The sequence below is a fragment of the Microbispora sp. CA-102843 genome (assembly GCF_050936215.1).
In the GTDB taxonomy this organism is placed as follows: Bacteria; Actinomycetota; Actinomycetes; order Streptosporangiales; family Streptosporangiaceae; genus Microbispora.
In genome coordinates this window covers 1878293-1893535 of the sequence record NZ_JBNJNF010000001.1, presented here as the reverse complement: position 1 = coordinate 1893535, position 15243 = coordinate 1878293, and the positions used below count along the sequence as shown (strand labels likewise).

General features: G+C 71.2%; 13 protein-coding genes. 9 read left to right on the top strand and 4 right to left on the bottom strand.

From position 1 onward, the window contains the following. The first annotated feature begins 103 nt into the window (after positions 1 to 103). From ACQEVJ_RS08825 to ACQEVJ_RS08795, 7 genes are all read left to right on the top strand, one after another. Positions 104 to 1873 carry a 5'-nucleotidase C-terminal domain-containing protein gene (locus ACQEVJ_RS08825; RefSeq protein ID WP_433099014.1) on the top strand — a complete coding sequence of 590 codons (1770 nt, stop codon included), beginning with the start codon at positions 104 to 106 and terminating at the stop codon, positions 1871 to 1873. Positions 1874 to 2019: 146 nt separating this feature from the next. Continuing rightward, on the top strand, positions 2020 to 2763 hold the full coding sequence (locus ACQEVJ_RS08820) for a hypothetical protein (protein ID WP_433099012.1): 744 nt from the start codon (positions 2020 to 2022) through the stop codon (positions 2761 to 2763). Positions 2764 to 2822: 59 nt separating this feature from the next. Continuing rightward, entirely contained in the window at positions 2823 to 3317 is a 495-nt protein-coding gene (locus ACQEVJ_RS08815) for an RNA polymerase sigma factor (protein WP_433099010.1), read from the top strand. Continuing rightward, positions 3314 to 4342 carry a hypothetical protein gene (locus tag ACQEVJ_RS08810; RefSeq protein WP_433099008.1) on the top strand — a complete coding sequence of 343 codons (1029 nt, stop codon included), beginning with the start codon at positions 3314 to 3316 and terminating at the stop codon, positions 4340 to 4342. The genes ACQEVJ_RS08815 and ACQEVJ_RS08810 overlap by 4 nt, the downstream gene beginning before the upstream one ends. Before the next feature lie 102 nt (positions 4343 to 4444). Continuing rightward, complete coding sequence (locus ACQEVJ_RS08805; protein ID WP_433099006.1) at positions 4445 to 5539, top strand: DUF559 domain-containing protein; 1095 nt, start codon at positions 4445 to 4447, stop codon at positions 5537 to 5539. Continuing rightward, on the top strand, positions 5532 to 6254 hold the full coding sequence (locus ACQEVJ_RS08800; RefSeq protein WP_433099004.1) for a hypothetical protein: 723 nt from the start codon (positions 5532 to 5534) through the stop codon (positions 6252 to 6254). Before ACQEVJ_RS08805 ends, ACQEVJ_RS08800 begins: the two co-directional genes overlap by 8 nt. Next, on the top strand, positions 6251 to 9805 hold the full coding sequence (locus ACQEVJ_RS08795; RefSeq protein WP_433099002.1) for a helicase HerA domain-containing protein: 3555 nt from the start codon (positions 6251 to 6253) through the stop codon (positions 9803 to 9805). The genes ACQEVJ_RS08800 and ACQEVJ_RS08795 overlap by 4 nt, the downstream gene beginning before the upstream one ends. Before the next feature lie 68 nt (positions 9806 to 9873). On the opposite strand, the gene ACQEVJ_RS08790 is transcribed toward ACQEVJ_RS08795, so the two are convergent. Continuing rightward, entirely contained in the window at positions 9874 to 10560 is a 687-nt protein-coding gene (locus tag ACQEVJ_RS08790; RefSeq protein ID WP_433099000.1) for a TetR/AcrR family transcriptional regulator, read from the bottom strand. 135 nt (positions 10561 to 10695) lie between these two features. Here ACQEVJ_RS08790 and ACQEVJ_RS08785 point away from each other — a divergent pair, with 135 nt between their 5' ends. Then, positions 10696 to 11724, top strand: coding sequence for an aldo/keto reductase (locus tag ACQEVJ_RS08785; protein ID WP_433098998.1), 1029 nt, complete (start codon positions 10696 to 10698; stop codon positions 11722 to 11724). 45 nt (positions 11725 to 11769) lie between these two features. On the opposite strand, the gene ACQEVJ_RS08780 is transcribed toward ACQEVJ_RS08785, so the two are convergent. From ACQEVJ_RS08780 to ACQEVJ_RS08770, 3 genes are read right to left on the bottom strand one after another with little or no spacing between them, the layout of a single operon-like run. After that, a complete protein-coding gene (locus ACQEVJ_RS08780; RefSeq protein WP_433098996.1) occupies positions 11770 to 12630 on the bottom strand; it encodes an SAM-dependent methyltransferase in 861 nt (286 codons plus the stop codon). Positions 12631 to 12685: 55 nt separating this feature from the next. Then, positions 12686 to 13492 carry a hypothetical protein gene (locus tag ACQEVJ_RS08775; protein ID WP_433098994.1) on the bottom strand — a complete coding sequence of 269 codons (807 nt, stop codon included), beginning with the start codon at positions 13490 to 13492 and terminating at the stop codon, positions 12686 to 12688. A gap of 1 nt (position 13493) precedes the next feature. Then, positions 13494 to 14261, bottom strand: a complete 768-nt coding sequence (locus ACQEVJ_RS08770) for a hypothetical protein (protein WP_433098992.1) — start codon at positions 14259 to 14261, stop codon at positions 13494 to 13496. Between the two features lie 148 nt (positions 14262 to 14409). On the opposite strand from ACQEVJ_RS08770, the gene ACQEVJ_RS08765 reads away from it, so the two are divergent. Next, on the top strand, positions 14410 to 15072 hold the full coding sequence (locus ACQEVJ_RS08765) for an SDR family oxidoreductase (protein ID WP_433098990.1): 663 nt from the start codon (positions 14410 to 14412) through the stop codon (positions 15070 to 15072). Positions 15073 to 15243: the final 171 nt, after the last annotated feature.

The following is a 15243-nucleotide window of genomic DNA, read 5'->3' as shown; positions in this document are numbered from 1 at the left end:
GGCGTGGCTCAGCGTGGGTGACAGGCGTGTCACTGTGTAGCGACATGTCCGGTTAAGGACTTCGTGACCAGTTGGTAATTGCGCATCACTATCGTCACGCAGCATGAGTTCAGCGATCAGGCTGACCGCGGGCGCCGGCGTCGTCGCCCTCGGTCTCCTCCTGCCCGGCACCCCCGCCACAGCGGCCCCGAGCCACACGGTCAAGATCACCGTCATGGCCAGCTCCGACATCCACGGAAACGCGCTCAACTGGGACTACTACAAGAACGCGGAGTATGACGACAGCGCGCACAACGATGTGGGCCTGGCGAAGATCTCGACGATGGTGTCGAAGATCAGGGCCGACCGCGGCGCCGACCACACCATGCTCTTCGACTCCGGTGACACCCTCCAGGGCACGCCGCTGGACTACTACTACGCCAAGATCGAGCCGATCACCTCGACCGGCGAGGTCCACCCCATGGCGAAGGCCATGAACGCCATCGGGTACGACGCCGTGACGCTGGGCAACCACGAGTTCAACTACGGCCTGCCGCTGCTCGGCGCGTGGGTCAAGCAGATGAAGGCGCCGGTCCTCGGCGCGAACGCCGTCTCCGCCAAGACCGGCCTGCCGGCCTACGAGCCGTTCGTCATCAAGACCATGAACGTCAAGGGCGAAAAGCCGATCAAGGTGGGCGTGCTCGGCCTCACCAACCCCGGCATCGCGATCTGGGACAAGGCGAACGTCGACGGCAAGCTGAAGTTCCTCGACCTCGTCGAGACCGCCAAGAAGTGGGTGCCGGTCATCCGCGGCCTCGGCGCCGACGTGGTCCTGGTCACCGCCCACGCGGGTGACAACGGCATGTCGTCGTACGGCTCCGACCTGCCGGTGGAGAACGCCGCCGCCATGGTCGCCGAGCAGGTGCCCGGCATCGACGCCGTCCTGTTCGGCCACGCGCACAACGAGGTGCCGCAGCGCTTCGTCACCAACAAGGTCACCGGGCAGCAGGTGCTGCTGACCGAGCCCAGCAAGTGGGGCGAGCGCCTCAGCGTCGTCGACTTCACCCTCGCCAAGGAGCGCGGGAAGTGGACGGTGACCGGCAAGTCGTCCGACACGCTCAACACCAACACCGTGGCCGAGGACCCGAAGATCGTCGCGCTCATGAAGGAGCAGCACGACAAGACCGTCGGCTACGTCAACAAGGTCGTCGCGCAGTCCACCCAGGAGCTGTCGGCGGCCGAGTCGCCGTACAAGGACACGCCGATCCTCGACTACATCCAGAAGGTCCAGACCGACCTCGTCAGCAAGGCCGTCGCCGGCACCGCCGACGCCTCGCTGCCCGTGCTGTCGATCGCCGCGCCGTTCAGCCGCACCGCCGTGTTCCCGGCCGGGCCGGTCAGCGTCCGCGACATGGCCGGACTGTACGTCTACGACAACACGCTGCTCGGCATCAAGCTGAACGGCGCCCAGATCAAGGACTTCCTGGAGTACTCGGCGAGGTACTTCGCCCAGGTCGCCCCGGGCGCGCCGATCGACCTCGGCACGCTCACCAACGCCGGCGGCACGCCCGACTACAACTACGACCAGCTCTCCGGCGTGACGTACGACATCGACATCTCCAAGCCGGTCGGCCAGCGCATCGTCGGCCTGTCGTACCAGGGCAAGCCCGTCACCGCCGACCAGCAGTTCGTCGTGGCCATCAACAACTACCGCCAGTCGGGCGGCGGCGGCTTCCCGCACGTCTCGACCGCCCCGGTGGTCTACAACGCCCAGGTGGAGATCCGCCAGGCGCTGATCGAGTACGCCGCCGCGACCGGCACCATCGACCCGGCGACGTTCGCCCAGGCGAACTGGAAGCTCGTCCGCGACGGGGTTCCCGTTTTCTCCAACTGACGTGATGGTGGGGGTGGTCCGCGTTCCGGGCCACCCCCCTTTTTAATGAGCGGTCGTACTCAGACGATCCGGGTGATCCCGCTCATGCCCGCGCGCCGATCCGGCGGCGACACTGACGTGTCCGAACACCGGCGGAAAGGATGGCCGTGAGCAGAAGCGGGATCGTCTTTCTCGCGATCGTCTCCACGATCGCGGGGATCGTCCTGGTCTACGTGGTGGACGTACCACTGCCGGTGGTCGTCTCGCTGGGCTTCGGAGCGCTGTGCCTGCTCTGGCTGATCGTGCTCCTGACGGTTCCGTGGAACCTGTACTTCCAGGCCCACTCCCTGATCCACGAGATACGGCTCAGCCGCGAGCGCGGAGTGGAGATCTCGCCGGAGCGCGAGGCGGAGGCCGGCCGCATCGCGGTGCGCATGCGCCGGGCGGCCGTCGCCGCCCACCTGCTGTCGGCCGGCCTGCTCGCGGTCGTCACCTACTTCTCCGGCGCGACCGTCGGCTACTACTTCGCCGTCTTCTATCTGATCGCCACCTTCTTCAGGCCCGCCGGAGCGTGGTTCTCCCACCTGCGCAGCCGGATGACCACCATGCTGGAGGAGGTCCGGTTTCCCCGTGAGGACGTCGTCACGCTCGTCGAGCGCGTCAAAGCGCTGGAGGGGCGGGCCGAGGAGTCCGAGGCCCGGGCCACCGAACTGGCCGAGCGCCACGACGCCCTCGCCTCGGAGACCCGCGCCGGGTTCCACGCGGCCACGGCGCGCGCGGACGACCTCGACCGCCGGCTCGACGCCATGGGCCGGAAGTTCGAGGACTCCCTCAGCCGCCTCACCGACAACCAGGAGGTCCTGTCGGGCATCAAGGCGTTCCTCCGCCTGATCAGATCCGAGACGGCGTAAGCCCGCGAGATTTCCCGCCGGGGCCTGTAATCGGGGACCCCGAAGTGGAACTACTGGATATGGATGACCCCGAAGAACGCTTCACCGAGCTGTACGACCGGCATTACCGGAACGTGCTCGGGTACGCGCTGCTCCGCGCCGAACGGCAGTCGGCCGAGGACATCGCGAGTGAGACGTTCCTGATCGCCTGGCGACGGCTCGCCCAGGTGCCCGAGCACCCCCTGCCGTGGCTCCTGGCCGTCGCCCGCAACCTGCTGCGCAAGCAACGCCACCTGGACATGCGGCGGCTGCGGCTGACCACGCTGTCCCCGGAAGGGGACGTGGCCGACCAGATCAGCGAGCGGCAGGCGGCGCTCGACGCCCTCACCCGCCTTTCCGGCGCCGACGCGGAGGCCCTGATCCTCGCGAGCTGGTACGGCCTCGGCCCCGCCCAGGCCGCGGAGGTCGTCGGATGCTCGGCGCGCACGTTCGCCGTCCGTCTCCACCGTGCCCGCCGGCGTCTGGCGGCCATGCTCAATCCCCCTCAGGCCGTTCTTCAGGAGCAGATGCGATGAACACCGACGAACTGATTCGTGCCCTGCGGCCCGACGACCTTCTCGACGAGACCTACCACCGCCGCCGCGAGGCCGACCTCGCGCGGATCTTCGCCGACCTCCCCGCCCGCTGGCCCTCGTCCCTACGGACCCGGCTGATGCTCCTGGGCGCGGCGGCGGCAGGGTTCGCCGCGGTGGCGGTCCCGGCCGTCGTGGCCGGTATCGCGGCGCCCGACGGGGCGGGCGAGCCGGCTGGGAGCACGGTCTCCGGAAACGCGGTCGCCTCCGCGCCGCCGAGCCGGGCGACGCCCGCCGTGACGCTCGACGCGCGATCGTTCCTCCTGGTGGGTGCGGACAACGCCGCCCGCGCGGACGCGAAGGCGGGCCGCTTCTGGTACAGCCGCGAGCGGATCTACGAGCCGCGGCCGTCGGGCGAGATCCTCGTCTCCACCACCGAGGCCTGGTACGACGGCGAAACCGGCCGGGGACGGTCCACGACGGGCCTGGACGCGAAGGTCGTCGCGCCAGGTGCGGCCGCCGGGAAGGCGAAGGGCGTACCCACGCCGACGACGCAGGACTTCCGGATGAAGCTGCTGGTGAACGTCGGAGGCGAGGACCTGTCCCAGGACGACTTCTGGCGGCTGCCCCGGGAGGCCGAGGGCCTGCGCCGCTGGCTCGCGGCCCACCGGCGCGACGAGCCGGACGCGGACTTCACGTTCTGGATGACGCGGCTGATGCTCTCCTCCCCGACCACTCCGGCCACCCGGGCCGCGATGCTGCGCATCCTCGCCGACCAACCGGGCCTCAGGCTGGAGCGGGGCGTCACCGACCCGATCGGCCGTCCCGGCGCTGCGGTCGTCTCCGCCGACGGCGTCAACCGGCTGATCGTCGACGAGTCGGGGGCACGCTTGCTGGCGGAGGAGTACAACGGCCCGGACAGAGAGGAGAAGCACGCCGGGCGCACCGTGTACGCCGGCGCACGCACCGGTGAGAAGACCGTGTACGAATCCTCCGGCTGGACCGACACGATCGGCGACCGGCCGTAGGCGACGAACCGGAAATTCCCGATTTCGTGCACGGTCCTGCCACTGCCCGATACCCTCTGCCGGGTCGAGATTGTTGGATCTTCAACGACAGGCGGGAACGGCGTGGCACGCTCGTGGAGGGAGCTTCCCACGGGCCGGGTCGTGCACCTGCACGCGAGCCAGGACGTGCACCTGCACGCGGGCCAGGACGTGCACCTGCACGGCGACCCGGACGCCGTCGCCCTGGCGGTCGAGCCCCTGCCCGATGACGCGCCCGCGCTGGTCACGTACGTGCCCCGCCCGGCCGGGAGCCCCGCGGACGTGGTCGCCGACGTGCTGGGGGAACTGGAGTCCGCCGCGCTGGCGATGTTCCCCGCCTGGCTGCCCGAGGCGGACGGTATCACGGGACCCGGTGGCGCGGCCGTCCCCGCCGTTCGCGCCCTCGCCCTGCGTACGGGCTCCGCCACCAAGAACTTCGCGCCCTTCCTCGCCCACCTGGCGGAACGCGCCCTGCGCGGCGAGGCCCGGGGAAGCTTCCCGCCCGAGATCCGTGCCGCCGGGCTTGCCCGGGTGCTCCGTTCGGGCTATGGGCGGCCGGAGGCCGCGATCCTCGTACGGATGCCGCCCGAGCTCACGCCGTCCGCCGAGGAGGTGCTGGTCGCGGCGTGCGAATGGCTGGCCCACCACGGCGGGTTCGGCGTCTGGCTCATCGGGCCGCCGCCGCGCTCCGTCGACCGGATCGAGAGCGTGGCCGCCCCGATCCCCGAGGAGGTGGCGGCGCTCGCCCGCGAGATCGCGTCCGGCGGCGCCGAGGAGTCTCCACTGCCGGCGCTCACCTTCCCCCCTCTCGCCGGGGTGCCGCACCCGGCGAGCACCGCCGAGCGGCGGTTGGAGGCGGCGCTGTCGCCGTGCGCCTGGGCGGCGGGCCGCGAGTGGAACCAGCTCCACGCCTCCGGACCGCTCAGCAACCCGATCCGCGTCGACCTGCTCTGGCGTGCCGAGCGATGCGTGATCGAGATCGACGGCCCCGAGCATCTCAGGCCGCTCCGCCTCGCCGCGGACAGACAGCGCGACCTGCGCCTTCGCCGGGACGGCTACGCCGTCCGCCGCTTCACGAACGAGCAGGTGCTGGAACGCCTCGGCACCGTGCTCGCCGAGTTGGAGCGCTTCCTCCACCAGTGCCGCCATGGAACGCTCGAAGGGTCACTCCATGCCTGACAAACCCTTGTCCTTCTCCGCGACCTGCGCCCTCCTGATCCTGATGGCGGAGGACCGGGAGATGTCCAATCCCGAGCTCAAGGAAAAGTACGGCGTCACCATCACGGGTAAGGAGCGGACCACCCTCAACGAGGGCAGATTCGTCGACAGCCGGAAGAACGGGCGCTCCTTCAGCCACGTGCTGACCGACAAGGGCTGGCACCACGCGTCGGAGCTCTTCCGGGACGGCATCAGCGCGCCGGGCACCGGTTTCGCCGCGGCCACGGTCAAGGCACTCGTCGGCAACCTCCAGCGGCACATCGCCCGCAGCGAGAACAGCCTCGCCGAGATCTTCGGCCAGGAGGAGGATCTCGTCCCTGCGACCGTCGAGGCACCGGCTGAGGAACCGGTTGAGGAACCGCCCGCGTTCGAGACGGCGATCCCGGAGGCACCGCCCATGAGCGTGCCCGCGTCCGACGACATCGAGACGCTGATCCGCAAGGCGTACGCGCAGCTCGCCGACAAGCCGAACGCCTGGGTCAGCCTGACCCGGCTGCGTCCGCTGCTCGGCGACGCCCCCAGGGACGAGGTCGACGCCGTCCTCCGCCGGATGATCGGTCTGCCCGACGTGCGCCTGGTGCCCGAGTCCAACCAGAAGATGCTTACCGACGAGGACAGGACCGCGGCTGTCGTGATCGGGGACCAGGCCAAGCACCTCATCCTGATCGGAGCATGATGACGAGCGACGAACTCGACGCCCTGCGGGCCCTGCGCTTCAACTACACGCGGGTCGCCGACGACGTGTGGCGCCCGTTGCCGTTCCATGTCGAGGGGCTGCATCGGGACGCCGCGCAGGTCATCCTCAACGGCCTGCTGGAGGCGGAGGAGAGCGTCGCCGCGAGCCCGATCGGCGTCGCGATACAGGGCCAGCGGGGAACGGGCAAGACACACCTCCTCGGCTGGGTCCGTCAGAAGGTGCACGAAGAGGACGCCTACTTCTTCCTCATCAGCCTGCTCGACGCGAAGGACTTCTGGGAGAGCGTGCTGCTGTCCATGCTCGACAGCCTTTCCCGGCCGATGGCCGGGGATGGCAGTCAGCTGCGGGAACTCCTGTGGCGCCTCTGTGTGCTCGCCGAAGTGCCGCAGACGGCTCGCGGCCCGATCATCGGCGACGTCCCCTTGTCCCGGGCGGACCTGGACGCCTTCGTCAGCGCCCTGCGCCGATACGACCCGCACGTCGGCCGTGACGTGCAGGACACCGCACGTGCCCTCACCCTGCGGGCCTCGCACGACCTGGCGGCGCAGGACATCGGTGACGCCTACCTCATCTCGGCGCCGCAGGGAGAGCCCGGCGAACGCGCGGGATGGGGGTTCCGGACCGTCGAGAAGACACCGCAGGAGATCGTCCACGACCTGTCCAAACTTCTCGCGCTGACCGGTCCCTCCGTCATCGCCGTGGACCAGGTCGACACGCTGATCGCCCAGTCCGCGACCCTCACCGGGGGCGGATCGGCGGAGGACCCGGAGCACCGCAGGACGGTCGAACGCGTCGCGGGTGGTCTGATGACCCTTCGCGAGGTGACCCACCGCACGCTGACCGTGCTGTCCTGCCTCCCCCTCACATGGACGTTGATCGAGAAGCATGCCACGGACACCGTTCAGGACCGCTTCCGCACAACTCTGCCGCTGGGGACGATCCCGGACGCGAAGACGGGCCGGGCGCTGATCGAGAAGCGCTTCAGCGCGCAGTACGGCGCGGCGGGGTTCACGCCGCCGTACCCGACCTGGCCGGTGAAGCCGGAGGCGTTCGAGGAAGCGAACCAGTACACCCCCCGCCAGTTGCTCATCCGGCTCGACCAGCACGTGCGGTCGTGCCTGGCGAGCGGGCAGGTCACGGAGCTGGAACGGCTGACCGGCTCCCACCCCGTCAAGGTCGTTCGCATCCCTCCGCCGCCACAGAAGCGGGAACCCGACTTCGGCGAGCTCGACAGGCGGTTCGCGGAGTTGCGGCAGCGTGCGGACGTGGCGGAGGCGCTGGACCCGATCACGGAGGACGCCGTGATGCCGGGACTGATGTCGGCCGGGCTGTCCGCCTGGATCGCCGAGCAGGGCGAGGACGGGCGCCTGTTCACCCAGGACCCGCCCCCGAGCACGAAGCCGCCCCTGCACGCCCGCCTGCGGCGGACCCTGGACGAGGCGACGGAGAACGAGGCCCACTGGTGCTTCCGGGCCATCTCCGCGTCCCATCACATCGCCGCGCTCAACCGGCTGAAGGCCGCGTCCACGGCGGCCGGGCTCGACGAGCGGATCCCCGCGCGCAAGCTGTTCGTACTCAGGAACCAGAGCTGGGCCAGGGGGCCGGTCACCCAGGAGACCCTGACCGCCTTCGAGCAGGCGGGGGGCCGTGTCCTCCAGGTCGAGGAGGACGACCTGAGGATCTTCGCCGCGCTTCGCACCCTGCTGGCCGAAAACCCCCCGGACCTCCAGGCATGGCTCGTCTCGCGCAAGCCGGCGGGCGAGGTGAAGCTGTTCGCCGAGGCGCTGAGCGACGCGGCTGTTCCGCGCGTGTCCGGCACCGCGATCGGTAGGTCCTCGCGGCCGGCCCGGTCGCCGGACCGCCCCCGTCGCACCGCCAATCCGGACCGGCAACTGCTCAATCGGGAGGCCGTGCCACGGCTCAAGCCGCTGCCGGTGCGAGACGCGCCGTCCCCGGCCCTCGGCGACGCGGCGTCCCCCGCCCCCAGTGATGCGCCGTCCCCGGCCCTCGGCGATGCGCCGTCCCCGGCCTCCGGCGATGTGCCGGAACCGGCCGCTACGAGCGTCACGTTTCCCGGCGGCGTGAGCATCGGCCCGGCCGTTCCCGATCTGCAGGTCTGGCCACCGCTGCCCTCCTTCGAGGCATCGCCGGCCGAGGTGCCCTCGGCGGAAATCCCGGCCACGGAGGAGCCGCCCACGGAGGAGCCAGTCCCAGAGGAGCCGGTCTCGGAAGTGCCGGTCTCGGAGGTGTCGGCCGTTCCTCGTCCGCGCAGGCCGCTGTCGTCGGACGATGCCCCGGCGGCTCCGTACCTGACGATCGGGGCGGCGACCTCGGACGACCGGCCGGTACGGATCCCGCTGGAGACCCTGCGCAAGCACACGGCGATCTTCGCCGGCTCCGGCTCAGGCAAGACGGTGCTGATCCGCCGTCTCGTGGAGGAGTGCGCCCTGCAGGGGGTCTCGGCGATCGTCCTCGACGCGAACAACGACCTCGCGCGGCTCGGCGACCGGTGGCCGGAGCCACCGGCGGAGTGGGGCGAGGACGACGCGGCCAGGGCCGACGACTACCTGGCGAACACCGACGTGGTCATCTGGACGCCGCGCAAGGAGTCCGGACGCCCGCTGAGCTTCCAGCCGCTGCCCGACTTCGGCAGCGTCGCCGACGACGCGGACGAGTTCGGCGAGGCGGTGGACGCCGCTCTCGCCGCGCTCGTGCCCCGGGCGAAGCTGGAGGCCAAGACGGCCAAGGCCCATCTGGGCCAGGCGGTGCTCCGCGAGGCCGTCGCCCACTACGGCCGGCGCGGCGGCACGGGACTGCGCGGCCTGATCGCCCTGCTCGACGACCTGCCGGACGGCGTGAGCAGTCTCGAAGGCGCGGCCAGGCTCGCGACTGAGATGGCCCAGCACCTGAGGGCGGAGACGATCAGCGATCCCCTGTTCGCCGGGACCGGGACGCCTGTCGATCCCGGCGTCCTGCTGACGCCGCCCGAGGGGAAGCGGGCCCGCGTCTCGGTGATCAGCCTCACCGGCATGGCCTCCGACGCGCAGCGGCAGGGCTTCGTCAACCAGTTGCAGATGGCGTTGTTCTCCTGGATCAAGCGGCATCCCGCCGGAGACCGGCCGCTCGGCGGGCTGTTCGTCATGGACGAGGCCCAGACGTTCGCGCCGTCGGGGACGGCGACCGTGTGCACCCAGAGCACGCTCGCCCTCGCCGCCCAGGCCCGCAAGTACGGCCTCGGGCTGGTGTTCGCCACCCAGGCGCCGAAGGGCCTGCACAACCGGATCACGGGTAACGCCGCCACCCAGTTCTTCGGCCTGCTCAACGCACCGGCTCAGATCATGGCGGCGCGTGAGCTGGCCAGGGCCAAGGGCGGCGACGTCCCCGACGTGTCGCGGCTGCGGTCGGGCCAGTTCTACGCGGCGTTCGAGGGCGGGTCGTTCACGAAGGTCCGTACGCCGCTGTGCCTGAGCCACCACCCGAGCAGCCCTCTGACGAGCGAGGAGGTCGTGGCCCGGGCGAACCGGTCCTGAAGGAAAAGCGCGGAGCCGGCGCCGCCCTCGGGCGCGGCGCCGGCTCCGCCGCGTCTGAGGACCGACGATCAGTCTGCGGGGTCTTTCAGACACTCCACCTGCGGGGTGACCGGCCGGCCGTAGAGGATCGACGTCCAGGCGTTGGTGAGGACGTCGACGAGAACCTCCTCGTCGTCGAACGGGGGGACACCGGCCGCGGCCAGGTAATAGAGCCGTTCGCCCATCCAGGTCAGCGAGGCGGCGACGGCGCGCACGCTCATGTCCCCGAGCCGCGCGCGGGCCTGCGGGTCGGACTCGATACGGGCCGCGGCGGCATCGGTGAACAGGTTCATCTGTTCCAGCCAGAGCGCTCGCAGCCCCTCGTCCGAGCCCTGGTTCTCCACGATCGCCGTCAGGACGCCCGCGTTGTCGCGCCACAGCCGGGCGCCGTCCCGCACCCCCGCACGCAGCGCGGCGACGGGGTCCTGCGACCCGCCGGCCTGAAGCCCCTCGACCCACGGGCGCGCGGCCTGCTGTCCCCGCGTCACGGCGTCGCGCACCAGTTCGCCGAGCACGGCCTGCTTGCTCGGGAAGTAGAAGTAGAAGCTCGCCCGGGAGACCTCCGCGGCGGTGAGGATGTCGGCGACGCTGAGGGTGTCGAAGCGGCGCTCCCGCAGCAACTCGCGGGTCGCGGACAGGATCCGCTCCCGCAACCCGGTGGACGCTGGCTCCGCGGCCGATCTACGGGCCGGCTGTGCACCGGACTTCGAAGGCATGCCCCTCAGGATACCGACGTGCTGTACGGACGATCTGTACAGACATTGTGTCCATACATAATGTATGGTGCCGTCTATGACGCTTTCAGCCATCCATCTGGTGGTCGCCGATCTGCTCGGCGGATCGGCCACGGCATGAGGTACCGCACCTTGGGCACGAGCGGCCTACGGGTGTCCGAACTGGTCCTGGGCGCGATGACCTTCGGAGAGCAGGGCGGGGTCGGCGCGCCGCCTGCGGAGTGCCGGCGGATGCTCGATCTGTACGCCGAGGCCGGCGGCAACATGATCGACACGGCCGTCAACTACCGCGACGGAGCCAGCGAGGAGATCCTCGGCGAGCTGCTCGAGGGCCGGCGCGAGTCGTTCGTCCTCGGTACGAAGTACACGGTCTCCCGCGACCGCTCCGACCCGAACGCCGCGGGGAACCACAGAAAGAACCTCCGCGCCTCCCTGGAGACAAGCCTGCGCCGGCTGCGCACGGACTACCTCGACCTCTACTGGGTGCACATGTGGGACCGTGACACGCCGATCGAGGAGACCATGCGCGCGCTGGACGACGCCGTCCGGGCCGGCAAGGTGCTGTACGTGGGGATCTCCGACGCCCCCGCCTGGGTCGTGGCCCGCGCCAACACCCTCGCCGAGTGGCGCGGCTGGAGTCCCTTCGTCGGCCTGCAGGTGCCGTACAGCCTGCTGCAACGCGACATCGAACGGGAGCTGCTGCCCATGGCCGAGTCCCTCGGGCTCGGCGTCACGGCGTGGAGCCCGCTCGGCGGCGGGGTGCTGTCCGGCAAATACACCCGCCCGGACGGGGCCGTGCCCACGGGACGGCTGAAGGCGGAGTCGCTCTCGGCCCGCGACCACGCCGTCGCCCGGGCCGTGCGGGAGGCCGCCGACGACCTCGGCGTGACGCCGGCGCAGGTCGCGATCGCATGGACGACGAGCCGCTCCCCCGCCGTCCACCCGATCGTCGGGGCGCGTTCCGCCGGCCAGCTCCGCGACAATCTCGCCGCCGCCGGTCTCGCCCTTCCCCCGGAAATCCGCACGCGCCTGGAACACGCCACCGAGTTCGCCCTCGGGTTCCCCGGCGACTTCATCGCCCAGACCTCGCCGTGGGTGTTCGCCGCCGCACTCGTCGATCCCCCTCCCGGCGGGGTCCGGCGATGACGGCACCGGCCTGCTGCCGGGCGGCAGCAGGCCGGGCCGTTCGCGTCAGGGCTTGCGGCCCACTCCCGCACAGCCCATACGGGCCGTCTCCTCGTCGGCGAACATCGAGGTCTCCTCGTCGCCGAACGGCCAGACGTTCTCCGGCCCGGCGCCACTGGCCAGGCCGGGAGGGATCAGCTCGAAATCACCGAAGAAGCGGGCGATCTCCGTACGCGACCGGGGGACGAACGGCGCGTTGGCCTGGCGGTAGAACTCGGTGATCCTGCCCATCCTCTCGGGCGCGGTATCAGCGCAGACGTGCGAGAGCGCGAGGTAACTGCCCGGCGCGAGGGCTTCCCGGTAGGCGGCGACGAACCCCTGCGGGTCGTCCTCGTCCGGCACCAAGTGCACGAGGAACATCATCAGCACCGCGACCGGCCGTTCGAAGTCGATCAGTTCGCGCACCTGTGGATCGCGCAGGACCTCCGCGGGTCTGCGCGCGTCGGCCTGGATCATCGCCACCCGCTCGGGGTCGGCCAGCAGCGCCCGCCCGTGCGCGCAGACCACGGGATCGCTGTCCACGTAGACCACGCGCGCGTCGGGCGCGAACCGGTGGGCCACCTCGTGCACGTTGTCCTGCGCGGGGAGTCCCGACCCGAGGTCGAGGAACTGCCTGATCCCCTGGTCCACCAGGTAACGCACGATCCGGCCGATCAGCCGGCGGTTCTGCCTGGTGCCCTCCTTGGTCTCGGGCAGCACGCTCAGCACCAGGTTCGCCAGGTCACGGTCGGCTTGGAAGTTGTCCTTGCCGCCCAGGAAGTAGTCGTACATACGGGCAGCGTTGGGAATGGTCGGATCGACTCCACGAGGCGCCGGCTCGGCCGTCATAGGGCTCACGTCCTTCACCGCGCGACCGCGGTATTTCATGATCCAGATCGTGAGCCCAATCTAGCGCGTGTTCGGCGCCGCCGCCCGTGTTCTCCTACCGGCGGAAGGCGGCGGCACCGGCGGCGGCGATCGCCACCGACAGGACCACGACGACCGTGAGCGTCCCCAGAGGGTTGCGGTGCCGTACGGGCGCGATCGCGCGCATGGCCGGCACGCGGTATACGGGCGACCTCGACGGCGACGGGGTGGGCCGCGGCGTCGCGCGGGGACGGGGGGACGGCGCCGCGACGGGCGGCCGAGGCGCGGCCACCACCCGATGCGGGGAGTGCCGGGGCGCCGGTGCCGGCTTCTCGGGAGCCGGCGCCGGAGGCTTCGGAGAGGGCGCGGGCGGCGGCACGGGCGGCGGCGGCGTGCAGCCGGGCCCGCCGATGCCGACCTCGGCGTGCAGGTCGACGATCACGTCCACGCCGACGCAGAGACCGACCCGCAGGCCCGGTCCATCCGGATCGACGGGCGGCCGGGGCGCGGCCACCACCCGATGCGGGGAGTGCCGGGGCGCCGGTGCCGGCTTCTCGGGAGCCGGCGCCGGAGGGTCCGGAGAGGGCGGGGGCGGAGGCTCCGGAGAGGGCGGGGGCGGCGGCACGGGCGTCGGCGGCGTGCAGCCGGGCCCGCCGATGCCGACCTCGGCGTGCAGGTCGACGATCACGTCCACGCCGACGCAGAGACCGACCCGCAGGCCCGGTCCATCCGGATCGTCGGCCTTGGGAGACGCACCGGCGGCCGCCCGCACCGGCGCGGAAAACGCGGCGGCCGACGGGGCACAAGTCAGCACAGCACAGGTCAGCGCGGCACAGGCGCGGACGAGCGCGACGGCCACGCGCGGGCCCGCCGTCCTGCCCATGTCAGCGGCCCTCGGGGATCCGCTGGAACTCGTGCAGGGCGCTCACGAACGCGTCGGGCTTGACCGCCAGGCCACCGCTGAAGGGGTGGGAGATGTTCCAGGCCAAATAGACGCCGACGCCGAGCAGGACCGCCATCGCCGTCATCGGCACGAGCGTGAGCCCCCGGGGCCGGGCCCCGGCCAGGAACGGGAAGACGACGACGAGGACGCCGGTGAGGACCGTCAGCAGCATGACGCCGGGAGGCAGCGCGGTGCCCACGTCGGCGGCGCGCTGCCGGCGGGCGGCGAACAGGTCCGCCATCCGCTCCAGCACGGCGTCCCTGGCGTCGCGCGCCTCGTCGGTCGTGACCGGCAGTTCGGTCACGCGGGCGCGCAGCGACTCCAGCCGCGCCGTCCCCTCGGCGCCGAGACGTCCGGCCGCCATCTGCGGCCACTCGTCCTCGACGACGTATCTCGCGTAGTCGCGCAGTCCCTCGCGCACCTGGGCGGCGTCGGGGGCGGGTAGCGGCGCGGCGGCCCAGTAGGCCTCCACGAGAGCCTGGGTCTCCGAGTAGGTGTTCTGCCGCGCCGAGTCGGCCGAGGTCCACGGCACGACGATCGCGATGGCGAACACGAGCAGGAACAGCGAGGAGAGCATCGACCCGGCGTGACCGGCGGACGCGCCGCCGGGATCGCGATCGTCGGTGCCCCGGCCCAGCGCGCGGAACAGAAGGGCCGCCACGGCCACCAGCCCGACGGCCGCCGCGACCGCGAGTACGCCCATGAGCATGACATCTCCACAGACACTTTGATGATTACTTGTAGTGACATGACTATCACAAGAGGTAACCATTGACCAGCGAAGACGGGCAAGTGACGGCGCGGCCTGCCCCGTCCGCCGGGGTGGGTCGTGGCAGGATCGGCGCGGAGGTGGGCGCATGCGCGTGGTGATCGCGGGCGGACACGGGAAGATCGCGCTTCGGCTGGCACGCCTGCTGAGCGGGCGGGGCGACGCGCCGGTCGGGCTGATCCGCAACCCGGACCAGGTCGCGGACGTGGAGGCGGCCGGCGCCGAGGCGGTGCTGTGCGACCTGGAGCGGACCACGCCGGAGAAGGTGGCCGCGATCCTGCTGGGAGCCGGAGCCGTCGTCTTCGCCGCCGGGGCGGGACCCGGCAGCGGCGCCGCGCGCAAGTTCACGGTGGACCAGGGCGCCTCGGTGCTGCTCGCCGACGCGGCCGAGCGGGCCGGCGTGTCCCGCTTCATCCAGATCTCCTCGATGGGCGCGGGATCGCCGCCCGCGCCGGGGGGCGACGAGGTCTGGGCGGCCTACATCACCGCGAAGACGGCGGCCGAGGAGGACCTGCGCGCCCGCCCGCTCGACTGGACGATCCTGCGGCCGGGGCGGCTCACCGACGGGCCGGGAACGGGGCTGGTGACGCTGGCCGACCCGCCGCTCCCCTCCGGGGCGGTGCCGCGCGACGACGTCGCCGCCGTGATCGCCGCGCTGATCGACGCCCCGGAGACGCGGTATCGCGTCCTCGAGCTCATCGGCGGAGGCGTGCCCGTCGCCGAGGCCGTACGCCTCGTGCTGATGCGGTGATGAGCCACGCCGGGGCCGTTACCCATCTCGCCCCATGTGACAAGAGGGACCAAATACCCAATCGAGCACTAAATCATCTCGTTACGGAAAAATCCCAAATTCGGGGGGTTGGGGCACCTTGACGACTTTTTCGGGGTGACGAAGACTTCCCTCGACCTCGCGTGATCCGCT

Excerpts from the sequence above, each read along its gene's own strand:
- ACQEVJ_RS08770 (WP_433098992.1), bottom strand. The coding sequence starts at position 14,261 with ATGCTCATGGGCGTACTCGCGGTCGCGGCGGCCGTCGGGCTGGTGGCC.
- ACQEVJ_RS08795 (WP_433099002.1), top strand. The coding sequence starts at position 6,251 with ATGATGACGAGCGACGAACTCGACGCCCTGCGGGCCCTGCGCTTCAAC.
- ACQEVJ_RS08825 (WP_433099014.1), top strand. The coding sequence starts at position 104 with ATGAGTTCAGCGATCAGGCTGACCGCGGGCGCCGGCGTCGTCGCCCTC.
- ACQEVJ_RS08780 (WP_433098996.1), bottom strand. The coding sequence starts at position 12,630 with ATGAAATACCGCGGTCGCGCGGTGAAGGACGTGAGCCCTATGACGGCC.
- ACQEVJ_RS08810 (WP_433099008.1), top strand. The coding sequence starts at position 3,314 with ATGAACACCGACGAACTGATTCGTGCCCTGCGGCCCGACGACCTTCTC.
- ACQEVJ_RS08800 (WP_433099004.1), top strand. The coding sequence starts at position 5,532 with ATGCCTGACAAACCCTTGTCCTTCTCCGCGACCTGCGCCCTCCTGATC.
- ACQEVJ_RS08815 (WP_433099010.1), top strand. The coding sequence starts at position 2,823 with ATGGATGACCCCGAAGAACGCTTCACCGAGCTGTACGACCGGCATTAC.
- ACQEVJ_RS08785 (WP_433098998.1), top strand. The coding sequence starts at position 10,696 with ATGAGGTACCGCACCTTGGGCACGAGCGGCCTACGGGTGTCCGAACTG.
- ACQEVJ_RS08765 (WP_433098990.1), top strand. The coding sequence starts at position 14,410 with ATGCGCGTGGTGATCGCGGGCGGACACGGGAAGATCGCGCTTCGGCTG.
- ACQEVJ_RS08790 (WP_433099000.1), bottom strand. The coding sequence starts at position 10,560 with ATGCCTTCGAAGTCCGGTGCACAGCCGGCCCGTAGATCGGCCGCGGAG.
- ACQEVJ_RS08775 (WP_433098994.1), bottom strand. The coding sequence starts at position 13,492 with ATGGGCAGGACGGCGGGCCCGCGCGTGGCCGTCGCGCTCGTCCGCGCC.